The organism is Paenibacillus sp. V4I3 (assembly GCF_030817215.1).
Taxonomy (GTDB): domain Bacteria; phylum Bacillota; class Bacilli; order Paenibacillales; family NBRC-103111; genus Paenibacillus_E.
Genome location: NZ_JAUSZA010000001.1, coordinates 7,411,118 through 7,429,563 on the forward strand (window position 1 = coordinate 7,411,118; position 18,446 = coordinate 7,429,563).

Genomic DNA, 18,446 nt, shown 5'->3' on the forward strand with positions numbered 1-18,446 from the left:
TAATGGGATGGATGGATTGCACGTATATAGAAGAAACAAAGCGGTGAGTGTGAATTCCTGAACCGAACTGGATGAACAGGTACGCGAGCGTCTCACACCGCCTAACGCATTTGGTCTTTATCTTGCTGAATGCGTTGATTCAGTATGGGCTTTATCTACTATTCAGAGGAGGAATAATGATGAGTGTTGTGACTACAGACCCGGTCAAACGGATGGCTGAAATTGCTGAAAAGGTTGAGAACAGTCAACGTCTATCTATGGAAGATGGGCTATTTTTATATGAATCAGACGATTTGCTAACCATAGGTCAATTAGCGAACAAAGTAAATACGCGAATGAACGGAAACAAGGTTTATTTTGTCCAAAATATGAGTTTGTACTTTACGAATGTGTGCGAGGAGCATTGTGCTTTTTGTCATTTCCGCCGCGACGAAGGTGAAGAAGGCTCATACACCCTTACACCTAGTCAAATGTTAGATTATGTAGCTGAAAATTTTAATCCAGAAATTAAAGAATTTCATATTAGCCAAGGGCATAACCCGCATTTACCTTTTGAATATTACGTGGATTGTATCCGTCAGCTGAAGCAAGCTTATCCTGACGTTACGATTAAAGCTCATACAGCGGCTGAAATTGAATTTTTCTCGCGTATCAGTGGTCTCAGTTTCCGTGATGTCCTGAAAACGCTAATGGATGCAGGTTTATCCACTCTTCCAGGAGGAGGAGCCGAAATTCTGACTGAGCGTTACCGGACTAAAATGAAAGTAGAAAAAGCGTCCTCTGAGGAATGGATTGACGTACATCGTAACGCTCATATGCTCGGAATGAAAACTCACGCAACGATGCTGTACGGCTCAATTGAAACGAAAGAGGAACGCATTCGTCATATGATGCTGCTGCGTGAGCTTCAAGATGAAACAGGCGGCTTCTTAGTATTCATTCCTAATTCCATTCAACCAGCAAGCAAAAATGCTGGCCTCAAACAACGGGTACCAGCTTGGGATGAACTGAAAACCATTGCCATTAGCCGTTTGATGCTGGATAATTTCCCGCATATTAAGGCTTATTTCATCAACATTGGTACGAAATTGACTCAGCTATCCTTCGCTTTCGGTGCTTCGGACGCACATGGTACGATCGTGAAAGAGAAGATTTCCCATGCTGCTGGAGCATTGTCACCAGAAGGTCTTACACGTGATGAGCTTGTTTATCTCATTAAAGGCGCAGGACGCGTTCCTGTTGAACGTGACACCTTTTATAATGAAATCAGGGTATATTAGTCATACTAGAGAAGAGATATTGTTCAGAAGGGATATTGGATGGGATGAAAAAGTTTGTGATTCTTGGAGGAGGTTATGGCGGTTTGACCATAGCCTTAAACATGCTGGAGAAGGATTTACCAGAAGATACACTGCTAGTACTTATTGACCGAAGCCCTTTTCAAGGATTAAAAACAGAATATTACGCACTGGCTTCAGGTACGATCGCTGAAACACATATTCGTGTTGCCTATCCGAATGACCCACGGTTGCTTCTAACATTCGGTGAGGTTTCAAGCGTCGATTTGAACAACAAGCAAATTCTTTTTGAAGACCAAGAACCGTTATCGTACGACTGGTTAGTTATCGGTCTGGGCTGTGTGGATAGTTATCACGGAATTGTCGGTGCTAAGGAGTACTCTTCCAGCATCCAGACTCTTTGCCAAACACGTGCTACCTACCAGCGCATCAACGACATTGCCCCATATGGACAAGTCTCCATTATTGGAGGAGGTCTAAGCGGTGTTGAAATGGCAGCTGAGCTCCGTGAAAGCCGGGCTGATTTGAACATTCGATTAATTGATCGTGGTCCAAGCTTACTTTCGGCTTTCCCGAGCAATTTGCAGCAGTACGTCCGCGAATGGATGACGGAGCATCATATTGAACTCCGTCCTCAAGTATCGTTAGTTCGACTAGATGGTGGAGATTTATACAACGGGGATGAAATTATTAAAACCGATGCTACAATCTGGACAGCAGGCATTCAGCCCAATCCAATCGTTGAGGCATTGAATGTGCCCAAAGACCGCCAGGGCCGTATCCTGCTTAACGAGTATCATCAGATCCCAGAGTATCAAGAAGTGTTCGTCGTTGGGGACTGCGCTGCCCTGCCGTTCTCGCCAAGTGCGCAAGCGGCGCAAGCCCAAGGCAAGCAGATTGCCGAAGCCATGCTGTCGATTTGGAAAGGTGAAACACCTCGTCTTGGTAAAATCAAACTTAGAGGTACACTGGGTTCACTTGGTAAAAAGGCCGGCTTCGGCATCATGGGTAAACGTACGTTAATGACGGGTAAAATCGCTCGTGTCCTCAAAAGCGGTGTACTTTGGAAGTCGAAACGCCACTTCGGGTAAGATTAGTCTCCAAGAAGTTCGTACATTGCTTCTATTTCTTTTATACGGTCTAAAATGCGCTCGTGGAGAGCATCTGCGCTTTCAGCAGCAACGATTTCGCCATTCACAAGCGCATAAGGTTCCATATAGCACTGCCCGCAATTGCCTAGACAGCCGTATTCCATGACGTCGAAGTCCGGATTTTGTTCCAAAGCTTTCATGACTTTATCAGTTCCATGGTGCATATTACTGGCACAAAACTCAATGATTGGTCTCATTATATAAATTCCACCTTATGTTGATATTCAAGTTGAAAACCATTTTCATTTAAACATTATTGTAATATAATAATAGAAGAAAGGAGATGAATCAAATGACTGAAAAAACAAAAGAAGTAATTTATGATGAAGTCCTTGAGGTTTTAGATAAACTCCGTCCTTTTCTACAACGCGATGGCGGTGACGTAGATCTCGTTGATGTAGAAGACGGTATTGTGAAGCTGAAACTTATGGGTGCCTGCGGCAGCTGCCCAAGCTCAACAATCACGTTGAAAGCTGGTATTGAACGCGCATTGGTTGAAGAGGTTGAAGGCATAACAGAAGTCGTACAGGTATTCTAATTACGACTATATCATAAGAAAGAGCTTACCTCTATGGTAAGCTCTTTTTGCATATAGGATAAGGACTAGTTTTTACGCTGGTTAAGCACCGGCAATGGTTGGATTGGATCGAGGCCCCCAGATATATCCATAATATTTCCAGTTATGAAATCGGATGCAGGTAAACAAAGGAAATCAATGACTCTAGCCACATCTTCGCCCGTCCCCGGTCTTCCTACTGGTGTTTCCCCATCAATCTCCAGACGCGCTTCTTGCATCGTACGTTCTTTGTTCTTACCTCGAATATCGCCAGGGCATATCATATTGACAGTGATGCCATGACTCGCTTCTTCTTCGGCCAATGTCTTCGTGAATGAAACTAAGCCCACCTTAGCCGCCGCGTATACGGCGCGATGCGTCCAACCCCTAGCTTCAGCCGCCTTTCCGAATCCAAAGTGGATAATTCGTCCCCAGCGTTTCTCCCTCATCATAGGCAGAACCAGATGATCAAGCTCCATGACGCCAAGCAAATTGCCGCGCATCAGATATTCAATCTCATCGACATTATAATCAGCGAAAAAACGCCGTTCTCTGAAAAAAGGTCCGGCATTATTCACAAGAATATCAATAGGACCGAGCGTAGATGTTGTTTGTTCCACCATACGTATAATATCTTCGCGCTTAGCTACATCGCCTTGGACGGCCACGCTGCGAACACCCAGATCTTCCAATCGAAGGACGAGCTCAGCGGCTTCCTTTTCACTATTTACATAATTGACAGCTACATGGCAACCCCGCTGTGCTAGGGTGATCGCGGTCATTTTGCCCAAGCCTTTGGCGCTGCCTGTAATAAGAACCGTTCGGCCTCTTATTTCCATGGTCCTCTTACCCCTTTGCAATACTTGCCGTAATATAAGAGAAAGCTATTGTTAAGGTTCGGCATACCATTTCAAATCCCTGCTGCAGATCGGCGATATTTGATTTCACATTTTCAACATGAATACGTTCACCTGGAATCGGCTCTTTTTGCATAAGATCATCCAGCATTTCAGCATTAATATAATGAATCTCCATATTGCGCTGATTGCGGAGTCGATCTAGCGCCGATTTATAATCCATTTTGAGATTATAAAGCTGGAGCTCCAGTGAGCCGTGAATATGCTTTTCATGCATGCGGCGCAGTACGGTAAAGTACGAGAACCGAGACTTAAGCGTCTCTGTTTTCAGCTCAAATAGATCATTCATAAACGTGCCCAATTTGTCCAAAATCGAAAACAAGCGAATGAAGGCATTTTTATAAAAATAAACAAATCGATGATATTCTTCGATCTCTTGCGGATTCATTTCCTCCAAGAATGCCTTTCTGATATGCTCAGCGTAACGCTCACAGCAATATTTACTCTGTTCCAGCTCATCCAAGGCATCGATAAACCCCTTGCTCCAGATCGCCCGTCTATGGTACTTGGGATACTCTGAGGCTAGGCGGCTATGCTCCTTAGATTCCAACAGCTCAATATATGTTCTCACCGCGTTGCCAGCATCTAGAAGAAGTCCGCTATCGATTCGTTTCGGTTCATTGAACAATACTCGCAGCACGGGCACACCCCTTTTTCATCCTAGCAAATTTGTTCGGTTATAGCTTTGCTGTTTGTTCGCTTAGCAGGGTCTGTTTCACCTTCTGTGAACGATCCCGTTGTACTAAATACATAGCTGCCAAAACCCCAACACCACCCAAACATTGGTACAGGGAGATAGACTCATGTAAAAAAATGTAGCCTGCAATAGCTGCTGTTACAGGAAGTAAGTACCCATAAGCAGAGGATTTGAACGGCCCTAGCTTAGCTAAGCTCCAGTTGTGAATAGAAAATCCTAAGGCAGTAGCCAACAAGGAGGTATAAATTAAGCTGATCCAACCTGTCGAAGAGATGGCTGCATAATAGGCGGCGTCAGCACGCAAGAGTACGAAGGGCAATAACGAAAGCGCCCCTGCAGTCATTTCGAGCGAGATCAGCAGCGGCAGCGGATAACGCAATACAAGTCGATTCATACCGATGAGATAAATGGCTCCCATAAAACTGCGCATCAGTAATAGGATATCTCCTCTGAACGTTTCTCCTCCAAGATGGAATCCATCTACCCCGCCTGAGACAATGATGATTACACTGCATAAAGCTAAAGGAATTCCTATAAGGATGCGCCATGTGAGCCTCACTTGACCGGCTATTAAAGCGAAAAGAACCGTTATGACGGGCATGAAGCCGCGCCCTAATACAGCGCCATTCGCGGAGTTAGAAAACTGTAAGGCATACTGCAGAAGGGCTTCCATCCCAATAGCATTGAGAATGCCTAATCCACATATAAGGAGAAGATCTCTACCGGCAATCTGTATCTTCAGCGAACGCGATCGATAATAAAAGTAAGTATAGACCCACAGCATCGGAATCATACTCGCGAAGCGTAACCCGTTAAAAACGAGGGAATCCCATTCTCTTCCCCCAATTTTTAGAGAGGCTAAATTAATGCCCCAAAGGATATACACCAGAACAAACCCTGCATGTGGATAAAAAGAACGGAACCGATCCGCATTCATGCGAAATATTCCTTCCAGCGGCGATCCACGAGTTCCACGATATCTTCCCGAGGGAACAGCTCATCGGGATATCCCGGTTTCATACGAGCATCAATCACAATCGGAACCTCGTAAGCGATGTGATGACGATTTACGCTGGACTGCGCGTACATATCACTTGCTGGATTGAAACGAGTGAACACAGTCCATAAGAACTTGGTCTGGTCGTTCGCGATGCCGCTGGCGTCATCCACTAAGATGACTAGCGGCCACTCTGTTAAGCGGCTGGCTGCATTCGCCAGCAGACGCTGTGGCAGCTCCGGCTCCGCCGCGTAAGACGCTCCTGAGACGAGCAGACATCCGCCACAGTAAACGGCGATGTCATGGATCTCTGGCAGTTCTCCTGCGGTGTAGGCTCTTGGCAGCTCACGTACAGGGTCGCCTGTGCCGAGAAGAACTGCTTTGCTGCCATGATTAAGCTGGCCACCTGTATAATCAAGCGTATCATGCGATGTTTTGTTGAAAATGAATAGGTCACGTCCCGGATCAAAACGCTCCAGCACAGTTTCAAGCAGCTCTGTGAAGTTGGCTAAGACCGTCGGCTTGTCTGTGACGATCAAGAACTTGGTGAGTGACAGCTGACCCTCACCTAGAATGCGGAATGCCGTGCCAAGCGCCTCACGGCTATAGCTCTCACGGACGACGGCAGCTGCGAGCGGGTGGAACCCGGTCTCTGCATACGTCCAGAGGTCTTTAACCCCCGGCATCGCCATAGGAAACGCGGGTTCGAGCAGTCTTTGCAGGAATTCGCCAAGGAAGTAATCCTCTTGGCGCGGTTTACCGACGATCGTCGCCGGATAGATCGCGTCTTTGCGGTGCCATACATGATTCACGTTGAAAACCGGGAAATCATGGATGAGTGAGTAATACCCGAAGTGGTCGCCGAACGGCCCTTCGGCACGTCTCGTATGCGGCGGAACAGAGCCGCATATCGCGAACTCCGCCTCGGCCACGAGGCGGTGCCCCCCATGGGGGTTCTCCACCATGGGGAGTTTCTGTCCGAGGATGAGCGAAGCGAGCATCAGCTCGGGCAGGTGCTCGGGCACTGGCGCAATCGCCGAGGCGATGAGCGCAGGCGGGCCGCCCAGGAACACGGTGACGGGCAGCGGCTTGTTGCGTTTCTCGGCTTCGTGGTAATGGAAGCCGCCGCCTTTATGTATTTGCCAGTGCATCCCGGTGGTGAAATCATCATAAACCTGCATGCGATACATGCCGAGGTTATGATGACCTCCGTCCGGATGCTCGGTGTAGACGAGCGGCAGCGTGACGAACGGGCCGCCGTCTTCTTGCCAGCTCGTCAGGACAGGCAGTCCTGCGAGTGGGTTGTCCTGCTTCAAGCCGCCGAGAATCGGCGCTTGGTTCGGCTGTACTTTCTTCGTTCCAACCTTCAACAGATCCATAATGAGGGCACGTTCGCCCCAGAGCGCTTGCGGCGTTGGGGGCATTAACGTGCTTGTAGCGTTAATAACCGCTTTCATGAATTGCTCCGGTTTTGGACCGAAGGCAAGATCAACGCGTCGTGTAGTCCCAAACAGATTCGAGACAACAGGGAATGAACTTCCTTTGACATTCGTGAACAGCAAGGCTGGGCCTTGCTCGTCGATGACTCTGCGATGAATCTCGGCGAGTTCTAAATTCGGGTCTACTGGAGCGGAGATTTCAATCAGTTGATTTTCACGGCGCAAAATGTCTAGAAAAGCTCGTAAATTCGTTGGTACCATGTATGTTCCACCTTTGACTGTGAGATTGTAGATGAATAATTGTAAGTAAAAAGGAAATAGCCTTCCACATCAGAAGGCCTCCTCTACCGCAAAGGTAGCCCTGCCGTGCTTCCAAGGAGCTCGTCCGTCAGGTATTAAGCTTTGCGGTCATATAGCGTAAGTACGCATAGATAACATAAGAATCCAAACATGCAAGAAACAATAACTGCGTGAATCATGCCGGTAAATAAATAAGCGACTTCATTCCCCATTGACCAGGTCACAACGGCACCGCTAAACACTTGAAGAGACACTAAAATTAGCGCCCATTTGCTGCCAAATCTCAGCTTGTCTGGGCCATGATAGTAGCGTTTGGCTTGTAAATAAAGAAATAAAATACATATAAAAAGCAGTAATGCCGCTACACGGTGGGTAAAGACAATACCCGTTGCCCCGCTTAGTTCAGGAACTACTTCTCCATTGCATAAAGGCCAGCCCGAACATCCACCTGATGAAACCGTGTGACGAACGAATGCACCCAGATAAACAACGACATAGCTATAAATCGTCGTCATCCATACAAGGGCTTTAAAACTGCTGCGAATGGCCGTATCACGCTGAAATTGCCCCCATGGCGTAAAAACAATGGCTAATAACAAAGAAAAAGCAAAGGCCAATAAGGATAATCCGAAATGCAGTGCCAAGACGAGTGAAGATTGCGGCCATACAACAGCCATAGCACCCATTGCTGCCTGAATTAGCGTCATCAATACCGTAGCAGAGATGAAAAATTTGGCATCTTTACGTTTCACATAACGAAATACAAGGATGAATGTAGCAACCAGGATTAACGTCACAATGCCAACGACCAATCGATGGCTGTACTCAATAAGCGATGAAATCGTATGTGCCGGGACAAATGTCCCATGACACAGGGGCCACTCATCTCCGCAGCCTCTACCTGCGTCAGCCTTCGTAACTAAGGCACCCATTGCAAGAATAAGAAACATGCCAATGGCCGAAAGATTCGCTAATCTTTGAATCAATTTTTGCATGATTGCACCTACTTTTATGTCGTGACTTCTGTTAATCATGTCGAATGATGTTGTTCCGCTTTCAATTATAGCTTTAATAAGTAGGCAAATCCATTCGCAATTGTTACAAAGCTCTGAAACCACGCTGAAGGCTGTCCTGAAGTTCATAAGGCATTCAATGTTTCAACTTTTTGGACGAGGGTAAATAAAAGATGAGCACCAAATTATTGCTGTTCAACCAAAATCGATTGCAGGAGGTTTTATCTATGGGTAAGCACATTATTGGAGTATTCAATTCTGAAGAAGAAGCCATTCGCGTGATTAACCAACTCAAAGCAGAAGGCTACAGAGCAGATGATATCTCAGTTATCGGCAGGAATAACGAGGATTTAAATCAAATCGAGGATGAAACAGAAACCAAAGCGGAAGAAGGACTAGCTACTGGTGCTGCCGCTGGCGGTGTATTGGGTGGCGTTACGGGATTACTGCTAGGTATTGGTGCACTTGCCATTCCAGGTATAGGGCCCCATCATAGCAGCTGGCCCTATAGTCGCGACTTTGACAGGCGCAGCTGTTGGCACGGGTGCAGGCGGCCTTGTCGGCGGCTTAATCGGCTTAGGTATTCCCGAGAAAGAGGCCAAAGATTATGACGATTACGTTAAAGATGGGAAAATCCTGATCCTCGTCGAATCTGACTCGAACCGTGATCATAAAGCCTATGAAACATTTCGCAATAACCAATCGCTGAATGCTAACACTTATAGCCCTGAGTATGGCTATCGAATCTAGATATATATTTTATTAAAAAATCTCTCTTTGGTAAAATGGGGTCAAATTTGACCCTATTTACTCAAAAGAGAGATTTTTTGTGCTTACGACTTTAAAGCATCGGACACTTCAATAGCGCGGTTGAGGAATTCCTCAATTTCTTCGCGTGTTTTGCGTAGTTTACTGACGAAACGAACCAGCTCTTGGCCTCCACGGAAAGCGATAAAACTTGGTATACCAAGGATATTCAACTGCTCACATAGATCAGGCACTTCGTCGCGGTCTAACTCGATGAACGTGATACGCCCAGCATAAGCTTGTTCTACTGCCGGCATGAAAGGTTCGATATAGTGGCAGTCTTTGCACCAAGTTGCTTTGAATACAGCAATGGTCAACGTGGACTGCGAGATTTGTTCTTGAAAAGCTTGTTCATTGGATACTTTAATCATGACGAGCACCTCACTGCTTAGAATTTATTAACTTATAGCATGTCCTAATAATTGTGTCAAGATTGATTCAGCGAAATAAAGTTCGTTAGTGAAAAGTCCAGTAATTCGCAGTTTTCACAATAACTAAAAATAAATTAAGTTCGTTAGTTAACGGACTTATTCTAATGATATTGATGAAAAATTGGAAAATAAAGTTCGTTAGTAATAATTACTTTTGTAAATTAAAATCAGATACCAGACGTAAAAATGACCAAGACCCGCAATTGTATAATGTCTTGGTCATTTATTATTAAATTATACTACAAGCACTAAAAATCCTTCAAAAAAACCTTTTAATTCCTCATTTCCAAGTTTACTAAAATGATTTTCCGGAATTTCTATACTATTACTAATTTCTGCGTTGGAACTGTTCATTAGTTTCAATATTATCTTTTATTAATTTATATGTTAATGGTAAGTTATTTTCATTTTGACGAATCATCATTTCTTCATTCTTTTTAAGCTTCGAGACAAAGGTTCCTAATCGAATCTTCTGTCTTGGTGGGGAAGTCAACACACTCTGTACTATTGGCACTAATATATTAATAAATTTAAGATCAAGCTCTGACCAATTAACCTTCGAATAATTTCTTTCAGGAAGATGTTCATCGCACCAATTTGGGTCTGTTTCCAAAAGGGACATCCACGCTTTCTCACCTACAATATTTAATAATTCACTGCGCGAATAATTCTTCTCATTTAGACAGCTGACAATTACCTCTTTAGTATTTTCTATTTTTGAAATCTCGTATTCCGTACAAATTCTTAAGGTAGTAAATATATCATAACTGTTATTATTATTTAAGAAGAGCAAAACATACTTCTTTACCGTTGTATAAGCAACATCCATATACTTTGAAGTTTTATAGTAACTCTTAGTAGTGTTGTAATGTTGAATCAACCTTTTAAACCAGTCAAGATCGTATTTTTTCTTTCTAATCTGTTTTTCACCACTAATTGCTTGCGAGTATCTGTAATATCTAACTTTAGAAAAACTAATTGATTTAGTAGAATCCTGGAGTGTGCATTGTTTCCACTTTGCGCCAGTAGATAACACATTTACCTTTTCTGAGAATTCGAGCTTTGAATAAATATAGTTACAATCTGGACATTGAAAACATCCGCGGTATTTTTTATCATTATATGAATACGTTCTTTTACATTTTGTAATTGACCAATTCCCACAGTATTCATTTAAACATTTCCACGGACCGATGCCAAACGGAATTGGTTCTGCAACCAAAGGATGTTCAGATGCAAACAAATCCTCTGCACTGCCTCCTATAATGTCCATTAATGCAGAATGAATATATAAATCGCCCATTAAAGTTAATTGTAAATATTGCTTTGAAAAATGATCCTCTTTTAAACTTACTGTAAAACCCTTGAGAGATGACATGTATTGAACTACTACTTGAAAAAGTTTTTTATTATTAAAATATCCTGCCCTTTCAATAAAACCAGCACCAAATGCAAAAGCAATATACCGATTCTTTAAGGATTCAGTGTTTATATTAAACCCGTTTTTCATTAAAAATCGAATATTCTCTAAGTATTTAAAAATTATAGAACTGAAATCAATTGATGCAATATCTATACTTATTGACTGTCCACACCTATTACAATTCGGCTTATATATTGATTGATGATTAAATACTAATGATTCTCCGCATGATTGGCAAGAATCAATTAATTTACATTTATGATCATAACACACATCTAAATGCTTGAACTGGTGTAATCTATGTATATAACATTCTCCGAATGTTTCATAATCCTGTTTGCAACAGACTGGACAATAACGAATTGTATCAGTTAGAAAATAACTAAGATTGTTGGAATGAAAACCAGTCAATACGGTATTGCATACTTGTTCCTTTACTTGGACCTTTCTAGTTTCTTTTAAAAAAGTAAACGATATTGGAAGATATGAATGACGCTCAAGAAATTCATCCTCAGTAATTGAATTTTTGGGCAATGCATTTATTAGTGTACTTATCATAAAAGGACATTTATAGTTTCTTTTTTTAAGTTTCTTCCCAAACAACTCATTATATGTTACCACGATACTAAACGATCTGTTTTTCAACATGTGAATCCTATATAAGATGCTTCTAAAATCTTCATCATCATACATCGGTAGATGAAAATCTATTTTCATTCTAACACCCCGATTAGTTATAAGATGCCTCATTGTTGCGCGATTAAGCATATAGCCAAAATTTCTTGTAAATACAGCATTCAAACCAGAGCGAGTGCCGAATAATCCCATATATATCAAGTCAAAATACATGCTCCCTCTCATTTTATAATGCCTTTAAACAATATTTCGAATATCCTCATCTAGGTAATGTTGGCGGTATTATGAAGTGTGAAAGCAATTAAGTTTCTATTTATTATGATCAATATTTCCAAGATTATGCAACATAATACGGATTGAACCTAATCTATCGTCATGAAGTCTCCGATCTTCCAACTATAATTCTCGTATAGGTATTAATTGCCTTCCAAAAAAAGGCAACTCCTGTTCACTGAAGCACAGGAATCACCTTTTAAGTAATATTTTCTCATACACTCTGTAGACTTATGTACTTTATATGCTGCCGATTTTTAAAGTACTTTCACTAATTTTAGCATGTACCTTTTGTACATCAGGTTTATTTCTTCTATTTTCACCTGATCTTTGCTTACGTTCTACTTTCGATTTTATTTTCGTATAAGCTTGAAATGCTGCGCTTTTTAATTCAGGTAGAAGGATGTTTTTGTCCCCCTCAATTAATGATTTTACAATCAAATCAGCCTGATTCACAGGAACCTGAGCTTCCATTAACCATTTAGTTGCTTCATATGCAATATCTACTTTATCCTTCGAGTTGCTATCAGATTCGGCATTTGAAGTCGTAAACTGTTTCTTAGCTAATTCTGATAAAGCCTTATCAAAAAACTTATCAATCTTTAAATCCTTTATATAAATATCTTTTAAAGACTCAAGCTTTGCATAATCATTGAGTTTGAGCGCTAATAGCACTGGCTTTAGAGCACACAATTCATTATCAATTACATCTCGGATGATTTGAGGAGTTAGATACTCTGTTCCATTATTGATAGCCCTCCACTGAGCAACCATAAATAGCTTAATAGCAATATCCGTAACTCCCTGGGAGTATTCATACATAGCATGATTTAAAAAATCATCTAATTCAATTGGGTTATGGGTCCACTGATACTTCCATAATGCATTCAAAAAAATTTTCCACTCCATACCGGCTGCTAAATCGGATGGTGCATCAAAAGGTCGAAATACCATTCTCTCCCAAAATACAACTCCAAAATGCTCACAAGCCCTACGAAGCTGTCGAAACTCTTTTGATAACATATCCCATGCTTTATTGGTTCCAATTAGCACAACTGGAATACCCAGCATATTTTTTAATGTTACAAAAAAATTAAGCATATGCTCTTCTACATCCGTATTTCCACTAAGATGTTGAATCTCATCAATGATTAAAACACCAATCATATAAGTCGCACACATTTGAGCCATGACAGGGATCATTTGTTCGACAGTACCCTTAATAATAAATATATCGTAATGTTTATCGCCTACAAGATCTCTTAGAATTTGAAAGAAATTGAGGCATAGTGCCTTAATCGAACCTTTTGGCGGACATTCCAGTTTTAACCAAACAATCTGCGTTGAGTTGATATTTCGTCCTTTATATTGACTATGTCGAATAACCTGAGCAGGGTACATTGTCATTAGGATGTTATTTATCGCTGTTGTCTTCCCCATCCCAGAGACCCCGATTATTGATAACCCTCCTCCTGAAGTCTTATAGGATTTATTATCAAATGAAACGGTTTGAGACGTTTTCTTTGATTGCTCAAATGCCGCCATCGCTTTGGCGACATTATCAGCAGCCTCATTTCGTAATCTAACACCATTCACTGTGAGAGGATTTCGGTCAACATAACCATCACGTATCAAGATAGACAAGCTCTGCTCTATTCGTATATGGTTTTCTAGGGGTTGAACGAACCGCGGGAGATCGTAAATACAATGAAGCCTGAGTGTTGGGTTCCTCGATCTATCCCGCTCATGGAAAGAAACTTTCTTGGTTAGTTTCTTAATTACTACAGGAACATCGTGTATTGGTTGAAGGGCTTCGATTAAAGGGTTGTCACGATATTTAGCAATCTCTGCTCTTCTATAAGAAGCCACAACATCTTCACCTCTAAGAAATGAAAGTCGTTCTTCAATAACTTCCATACTATTCACCTCGTCATTTTACTAGTTCTGCGCAGCTAGTAAAGCTTGAATCCTAGAATTTCCTAAGTTTTGAATTTCCGGAGCTTTTGAAAATTCCTCTGACTGTTCTCCGGAGCAAATACCTTGAGCTTCTTGCAAATCACTGTTATCGTCCGATAGGAAATTTTCGGTTAAACGCATTTTTTCCTTTTCTAAAGCTGTACGTTCAGCGATACCGTCAATCAGCTTAGCATTGCTTAGCCCACTTTCTATTTTTAGTGCTTTTGCCATTTCAACAATATTATCTCTGCGGTAATCCTTTTCAGCTTCCGCTTGCTCTTCAATTGGCCTATATTGTTCTCTTTCAAGTCCAAGAACTTCTTGAATATGCTCGTATTCATCCCATGACCTATCAAGAGAACTAGGATCCGAATTGATGATTCTGAGCTCAAGGTAACCGTCTCCATTATCTCCTTTTAAAACTACTTTATCTCTAACTCTGGGATCATATGCGATATTTAACTTTTTCCCCATACGTGGATTACCGTCTACAAACCACCCTTCACGTATAGCCTGTTCGCAGCTAAAATGTAGTCCCTTAAATTTTATGCCCAAATTCGTAATTCTTCCAGTCTCAGTTGGTAAAAGATTAATTTTTAATGTTTCTTCATCGAAACTTCTGAAACAATGCCCTTTCCGTTTCATCCCCCACTCCAACAACTCACGTGGGATTGGCTTCACCCCATCAGCAATCATATCGTCATCTAGAGAATAACCCTCCATATAATGATAATTGTTATGCCAAATTGCTAAATCATACATGATCTGCGAAAATTCTTTAAGTGTTAATACGGCCTTTGTTCTAGGGTCTGGATCCCCTCTACGCCGCATTTCGATTGAAACTTCTCCCGGTAATCTAGAAATAGCTTCGACATTATATACATTAAAGAAGCTTTCAACTAGCGCTTTCCAATCTGCGCGATACGGAGCCATGTACTCAATATCAACACCAAGAATATTTCGAAGGCCAGTAATTTTTGTATTTAACAATTCACCTCTATCTGCAGTAAATTGTCGAGGCAAACAAGCTAGTGACCACTCTTCTGGCATGATTGTCATGCCACTCCGTTGACATAGATCTACTTTTGATGAGCCTGTATTATAGATGGCCATAGCAGCCCCGATGTAGGATCTCTCAAACCCTATGTAAATTCCTGCAATGTAGTGACTAAACAAATCAATCACAGAATAAATTACAGGCCTTCCAATGGGTAGGTAAGAGCGATAGCTACTTGCCAGATAAGTATCTGCTATAGTTGAGTCAATATGAAATATGGAACCTGGAATCAATGCTTGTTTCGTTTGATTCCCAATCTTAGCTCTCTTATTAAGATTGAACCTTCGTTCACCAATTAGAGCTAGTGAAGAACCAATAAAGTTTGCATTTTTAAATTTATTAGCGTGGTAATAGAACGTTTTAAATAAAGGTCGTTCCTCTTTAGGCAGGAGTATCGGTTTGGCTTTACCATTCTCATCCTCTTCATAATGACTTATAAAATAGGTTCTGTTCATTTTATTAAAAGCTTTCCGCAAAGAGAGCTTTTCTCTTAGATGAAATTGTCTATATGCAATCAACATATATTTATGAATGGTCGCATCTGTATTGACTCCGACTTTCTCCGGGTGAAGTTTTGTAATTTTTCGCTTTCGACCCCGTTTTTTTGTGTTTTCAGTAGCTAATTTATCACTACCAAGTCCCCCACACTTATCATATCGATTAAGTAGTCCTATTTTTAGCTTCCCAGATTTCCAATATCTTTTTAGCAACCGATGCACCTTTGGAATAGAATATGACGACTTGGCTATACATTCCGTTACCATAGGGCCTCGATACTCACTCCTATAGATATAAGGCTCGTTTTCAAGGTACTCCTTCAGGTAGTTCCATGATTCATCTATCTCTCTTTTTCTTTCATCAGGTAAGAGATCAAATGATTTCTTTTCTACTTCTGAGATATATTTAACAATTCGTGCTTCACCATTTGTTAGTGCTTTTGTTACATCCTCTATCGAACGTGTAAATGGAAAGTCATCCTCATTTAAATCAATCACATGCATTCGATCAGTTTTATACTCTAAGTATAGAATCCGCTCGAAAACTGAATTGTGCGCTTCAAATGGTGCCCATTGAACAACTTGATTAATAGTCAAAATTTGCATTTTATTCCCTCTCTTAGACTGGTAATGAAATGTTGATTTGTTTACAAGGATTAAAGAGTTCATCCATATTTATCATCAATCGTTTATTTGCAATCAGATGCATCAAAAGTGTAATACTTGTACTTGTGGGAACATTGAAATGTTTATCCATTGCATCCGTGATATCAGCCAAGATTTTATTGTTTCCTGGCAACAACTTTATTAACTTCTCTTCCATAGACTTCAGAAGTGATTCGTCAACATTTGGAAATAATCCGAAATTGCTTCTTAACTTATGAAACATTTGTACATTTTGAACCTTGGGAATGTGAATGGAGTTTTCGGTCACAACATTCCACTCCACTTTTCTTCTTGACCAATAAATCTTCTCGATCAGTTGTTTCTCAGCATTCCTTCGCTTTTGAAGCGCATCTTCATATTTTACGGATCGCGCTTTAATAACTTGACCAAATTGAGTTTTCAGGGTGATAACATTATCGGTCGTCATAACTATTTCAACCTTTGTCTTCGGGTCAGTTGGATGCTTAACTCCAAGCTCCGCAGCTATTGACTGTGTTTCTTCTCTTGGTAAAAGCGGAAACTGTTCTCTGCAATCGAGGACATCGTCATCCCATTCCAATAAATAGAAATACATTGCTTCTAGCAATGATAAGAAATGATGGTCGCGTCCTACTGTCCAACTATATCGAATGCTTGATTTGCCAATTGAAGGAACTTCGTGTACAAAAATCCACGGTTTATAGTTTGTACCTATTCCGCTTCCTCTTCCTTCTTTTAGTCGCTTCGCAATGGTATTTTCATCAATTGCATACTTGAATTTAGCCATATTTATGACACTCCGTTCGCTTCGAGTTTACAATTGGAATATCTTTCCCAAGCAAAAAAAATTTATTCTCTTTTTTCCACTTACATCGTTAAACTTCCTTATTTTGAATCTTGACTCCAACTAACTCTTCTATCTTCCATTCAAGTGTTCGCATATAGTCAATAATTTGAGTTAAAGTAGCTTGTGTTACAAATCCGGGAATACCAGCCTTTTCATTTTTCAGCCTGCGTTCGAAATCATTACTCCTTTTGTTAAACTCTACATTTCGCTTCTCATTAAAACTCACAAGTAGTTGTAAAAACTGTTCCCAACATTCAGACTGACTGTGTAGAAGCATAAGTTTATAATAATGGTCACAATTACTGGTAAACGGATAATCAAAGTATTTTTTATTTCTAGCTATGTTAGTGTTTATTTTTTTAATACCATCGGATACGACATTGAGCAATTCCTCCATTTAAGCCTCCTCCCTGCAACATTGTAGAATGTTACGATATATTCGAACTTCAATTATATAAATGTTCTTTACTCTAAATTTTCTATGCTGCAATTTTAATTTCTGAGCTTGAAAGTATGGAGCCATTTTGTATCGTGTTAGGATTTAGGGAAGTTTGTTGTAATTTCAATCCGTTTAAAGAACCAAACAAGAACTTTATCAATAATAAGTGTTTTAATGGGTGTCTTGCATATTCGCCATCAATGCATTCTCTCAACCAACCTCCTATTTCTACGTCACACCCTAATAACTCAAGTAACGATCTGCTATAAAATTTCTCAAAAAAATAAATTAGTTTGCGCAACCTTAATTTGTTATCGATTTCATAGAAATTAGCTTCAATTAATTTTTTAACATAAAGATTGTGCAATTTTGTAAATAACTCATCTAACCATATATTCTGTTCATTGAATAAATAATTAATCTCACTACTAATCTCAATTAGTTCGGTTTTAAATTCACTTATTAATGGACTCCAACTGTGATTTTGCAAGGTTAAATCTGACCCGCATTTAGGACAAAATTGTTTTAGAATATAGAGCTTATTTCTTAATTTCGTTGTGAAGTGAAATCCACATTCTTCACATCCAGTAGAAAGTATTCTTTGATGATCTAGACAATAAAAGTTTCCTGGGGCTTGATGTGTCCTTCGCCAGTATGATTCACCATTCTTATTCAAATCCTCAATTAAACAGGACGTGCAGTACTTCAAATGATTACTTATAGTTGATTTTGCAATATATCCTACTTGGGAATGTATGAAACGATATCTTGTATTTGTGGCCATCATTTTTAGCACTTGTTGCTTATTTTTTGGTGTTAAAAAGGGGAGAAAATAAGGAAGTAACGAATGTTTCCGAATAAAGTCCTGTTCGCTATAGTTGTATTTACCAGGAATGTTTTTAACTAAACGATTCGTTATCTTAGGGAAATCCAATATTTGAGTGCATTTGACACCATACAAATCAATCATCGTTTTATCAACTTTCAAATTACCACTTAAGTGATGATATCTTGCTAAAATGCTATAAAGTATTTCATCTGGGTACAGGTTTGGGAAAAAGTTCATT

16 protein-coding genes and 1 pseudogene are annotated in these 18,446 nt (G+C 40.6%); 4 read left to right on the forward strand and 13 right to left on the reverse strand.

Annotated features, from left to right (window positions below; genetic code table 11):
* Positions 1-176: 176 nt before the first annotated feature.
* Entirely contained in the window at positions 177-1,280 is a 1,104-nt protein-coding gene (mqnE, locus tag QFZ77_RS33915) for an aminofutalosine synthase MqnE (RefSeq protein WP_373462699.1), read from the forward strand.
* A gap of 44 nt (positions 1,281-1,324) precedes the next feature.
* Complete coding sequence (locus QFZ77_RS33920; protein WP_307447237.1) at positions 1,325-2,389, forward strand: NAD(P)/FAD-dependent oxidoreductase; 1,065 nt, start codon at positions 1,325-1,327, stop codon at positions 2,387-2,389.
* Positions 2,390-2,391: 2 nt separating this feature from the next.
* On the opposite strand, the gene QFZ77_RS33925 is transcribed toward QFZ77_RS33920, so the two are convergent.
* Complete coding sequence (locus QFZ77_RS33925; protein ID WP_307447240.1) at positions 2,392-2,646, reverse strand: YuzB family protein; 255 nt, start codon at positions 2,644-2,646, stop codon at positions 2,392-2,394.
* Positions 2,647-2,741: 95 nt separating this feature from the next.
* Between QFZ77_RS33925 and QFZ77_RS33930 the strand changes: the two genes are divergently transcribed.
* The gene (locus tag QFZ77_RS33930; protein WP_056829608.1) at positions 2,742-2,987 is read left to right on the forward strand and encodes a NifU family protein; all 246 of its coding nucleotides are present in this window, start codon (positions 2,742-2,744) and stop codon (positions 2,985-2,987) included.
* Between the two features lie 65 nt (positions 2,988-3,052).
* Here QFZ77_RS33930 and QFZ77_RS33935 read toward each other — a convergent pair whose 3' ends face one another.
* From QFZ77_RS33935 to QFZ77_RS33955, 5 genes are all read right to left on the reverse strand, one after another.
* On the reverse strand, positions 3,053-3,844 hold the full coding sequence (locus QFZ77_RS33935) for an SDR family oxidoreductase (RefSeq protein WP_307447246.1): 792 nt from the start codon (positions 3,842-3,844) through the stop codon (positions 3,053-3,055).
* Between the two features lie 7 nt (positions 3,845-3,851).
* Positions 3,852-4,562 (reverse strand): Cthe_2314 family HEPN domain-containing protein, encoded by a 711-nt coding sequence (locus tag QFZ77_RS33940; protein ID WP_307447249.1) that lies wholly within the window; start codon positions 4,560-4,562, stop codon positions 3,852-3,854.
* A gap of 37 nt (positions 4,563-4,599) precedes the next feature.
* On the reverse strand, positions 4,600-5,556 hold the full coding sequence (locus QFZ77_RS33945; protein ID WP_307447252.1) for a DMT family transporter: 957 nt from the start codon (positions 5,554-5,556) through the stop codon (positions 4,600-4,602).
* A complete protein-coding gene (locus tag QFZ77_RS33950; protein WP_307447256.1) occupies positions 5,553-7,316 on the reverse strand; it encodes a UbiD family decarboxylase in 1,764 nt (587 codons plus the stop codon). The genes QFZ77_RS33945 and QFZ77_RS33950 overlap by 4 nt, the downstream gene beginning before the upstream one ends.
* A 134-nt stretch (positions 7,317-7,450) precedes the next feature.
* Positions 7,451-8,350 (reverse strand): COX15/CtaA family protein, encoded by a 900-nt coding sequence (locus QFZ77_RS33955; RefSeq protein ID WP_307447259.1) that lies wholly within the window; start codon positions 8,348-8,350, stop codon positions 7,451-7,453.
* 245 nt (positions 8,351-8,595) lie between these two features.
* Here QFZ77_RS33955 and QFZ77_RS33960 point away from each other — a divergent pair.
* Positions 8,596-9,118 (forward strand): annotated as a pseudogene (locus tag QFZ77_RS33960) (general stress protein).
* Between the two features lie 83 nt (positions 9,119-9,201).
* On the opposite strand, the gene QFZ77_RS33965 reads toward QFZ77_RS33960, so the two are convergent.
* From QFZ77_RS33965 to QFZ77_RS33995, 7 genes are all read right to left on the reverse strand, one after another.
* On the reverse strand, positions 9,202-9,546 hold the full coding sequence (locus QFZ77_RS33965) for a thioredoxin family protein (protein ID WP_307447262.1): 345 nt from the start codon (positions 9,544-9,546) through the stop codon (positions 9,202-9,204).
* 388 nt (positions 9,547-9,934) lie between these two features.
* The gene (locus QFZ77_RS33970) at positions 9,935-11,878 is read right to left on the reverse strand and encodes a TnsD family Tn7-like transposition protein (RefSeq protein ID WP_307447265.1); all 1,944 of its coding nucleotides are present in this window, start codon (positions 11,876-11,878) and stop codon (positions 9,935-9,937) included.
* Positions 11,879-12,178: 300 nt separating this feature from the next.
* Entirely contained in the window at positions 12,179-13,855 is a 1,677-nt protein-coding gene (locus QFZ77_RS33975) for an ATP-binding protein (protein WP_307447268.1), read from the reverse strand.
* 21 nt (positions 13,856-13,876) lie between these two features.
* On the reverse strand, positions 13,877-16,054 hold the full coding sequence (locus QFZ77_RS33980; RefSeq protein WP_307447270.1) for a hypothetical protein: 2,178 nt from the start codon (positions 16,052-16,054) through the stop codon (positions 13,877-13,879).
* 13 nt (positions 16,055-16,067) lie between these two features.
* Positions 16,068-16,880, reverse strand: coding sequence for a TnsA endonuclease N-terminal domain-containing protein (locus QFZ77_RS33985; protein ID WP_307447273.1), 813 nt, complete (start codon positions 16,878-16,880; stop codon positions 16,068-16,070).
* Between the two features lie 88 nt (positions 16,881-16,968).
* On the reverse strand, positions 16,969-17,337 hold the full coding sequence (locus QFZ77_RS33990) for a hypothetical protein (RefSeq protein ID WP_307447275.1): 369 nt from the start codon (positions 17,335-17,337) through the stop codon (positions 16,969-16,971).
* 82 nt (positions 17,338-17,419) lie between these two features.
* Entirely contained in the window at positions 17,420-18,445 is a 1,026-nt protein-coding gene (locus tag QFZ77_RS33995; RefSeq protein WP_307447278.1) for a TnsD family Tn7-like transposition protein, read from the reverse strand.
* Between the last annotated feature and the right edge of the window lies 1 nt (position 18,446).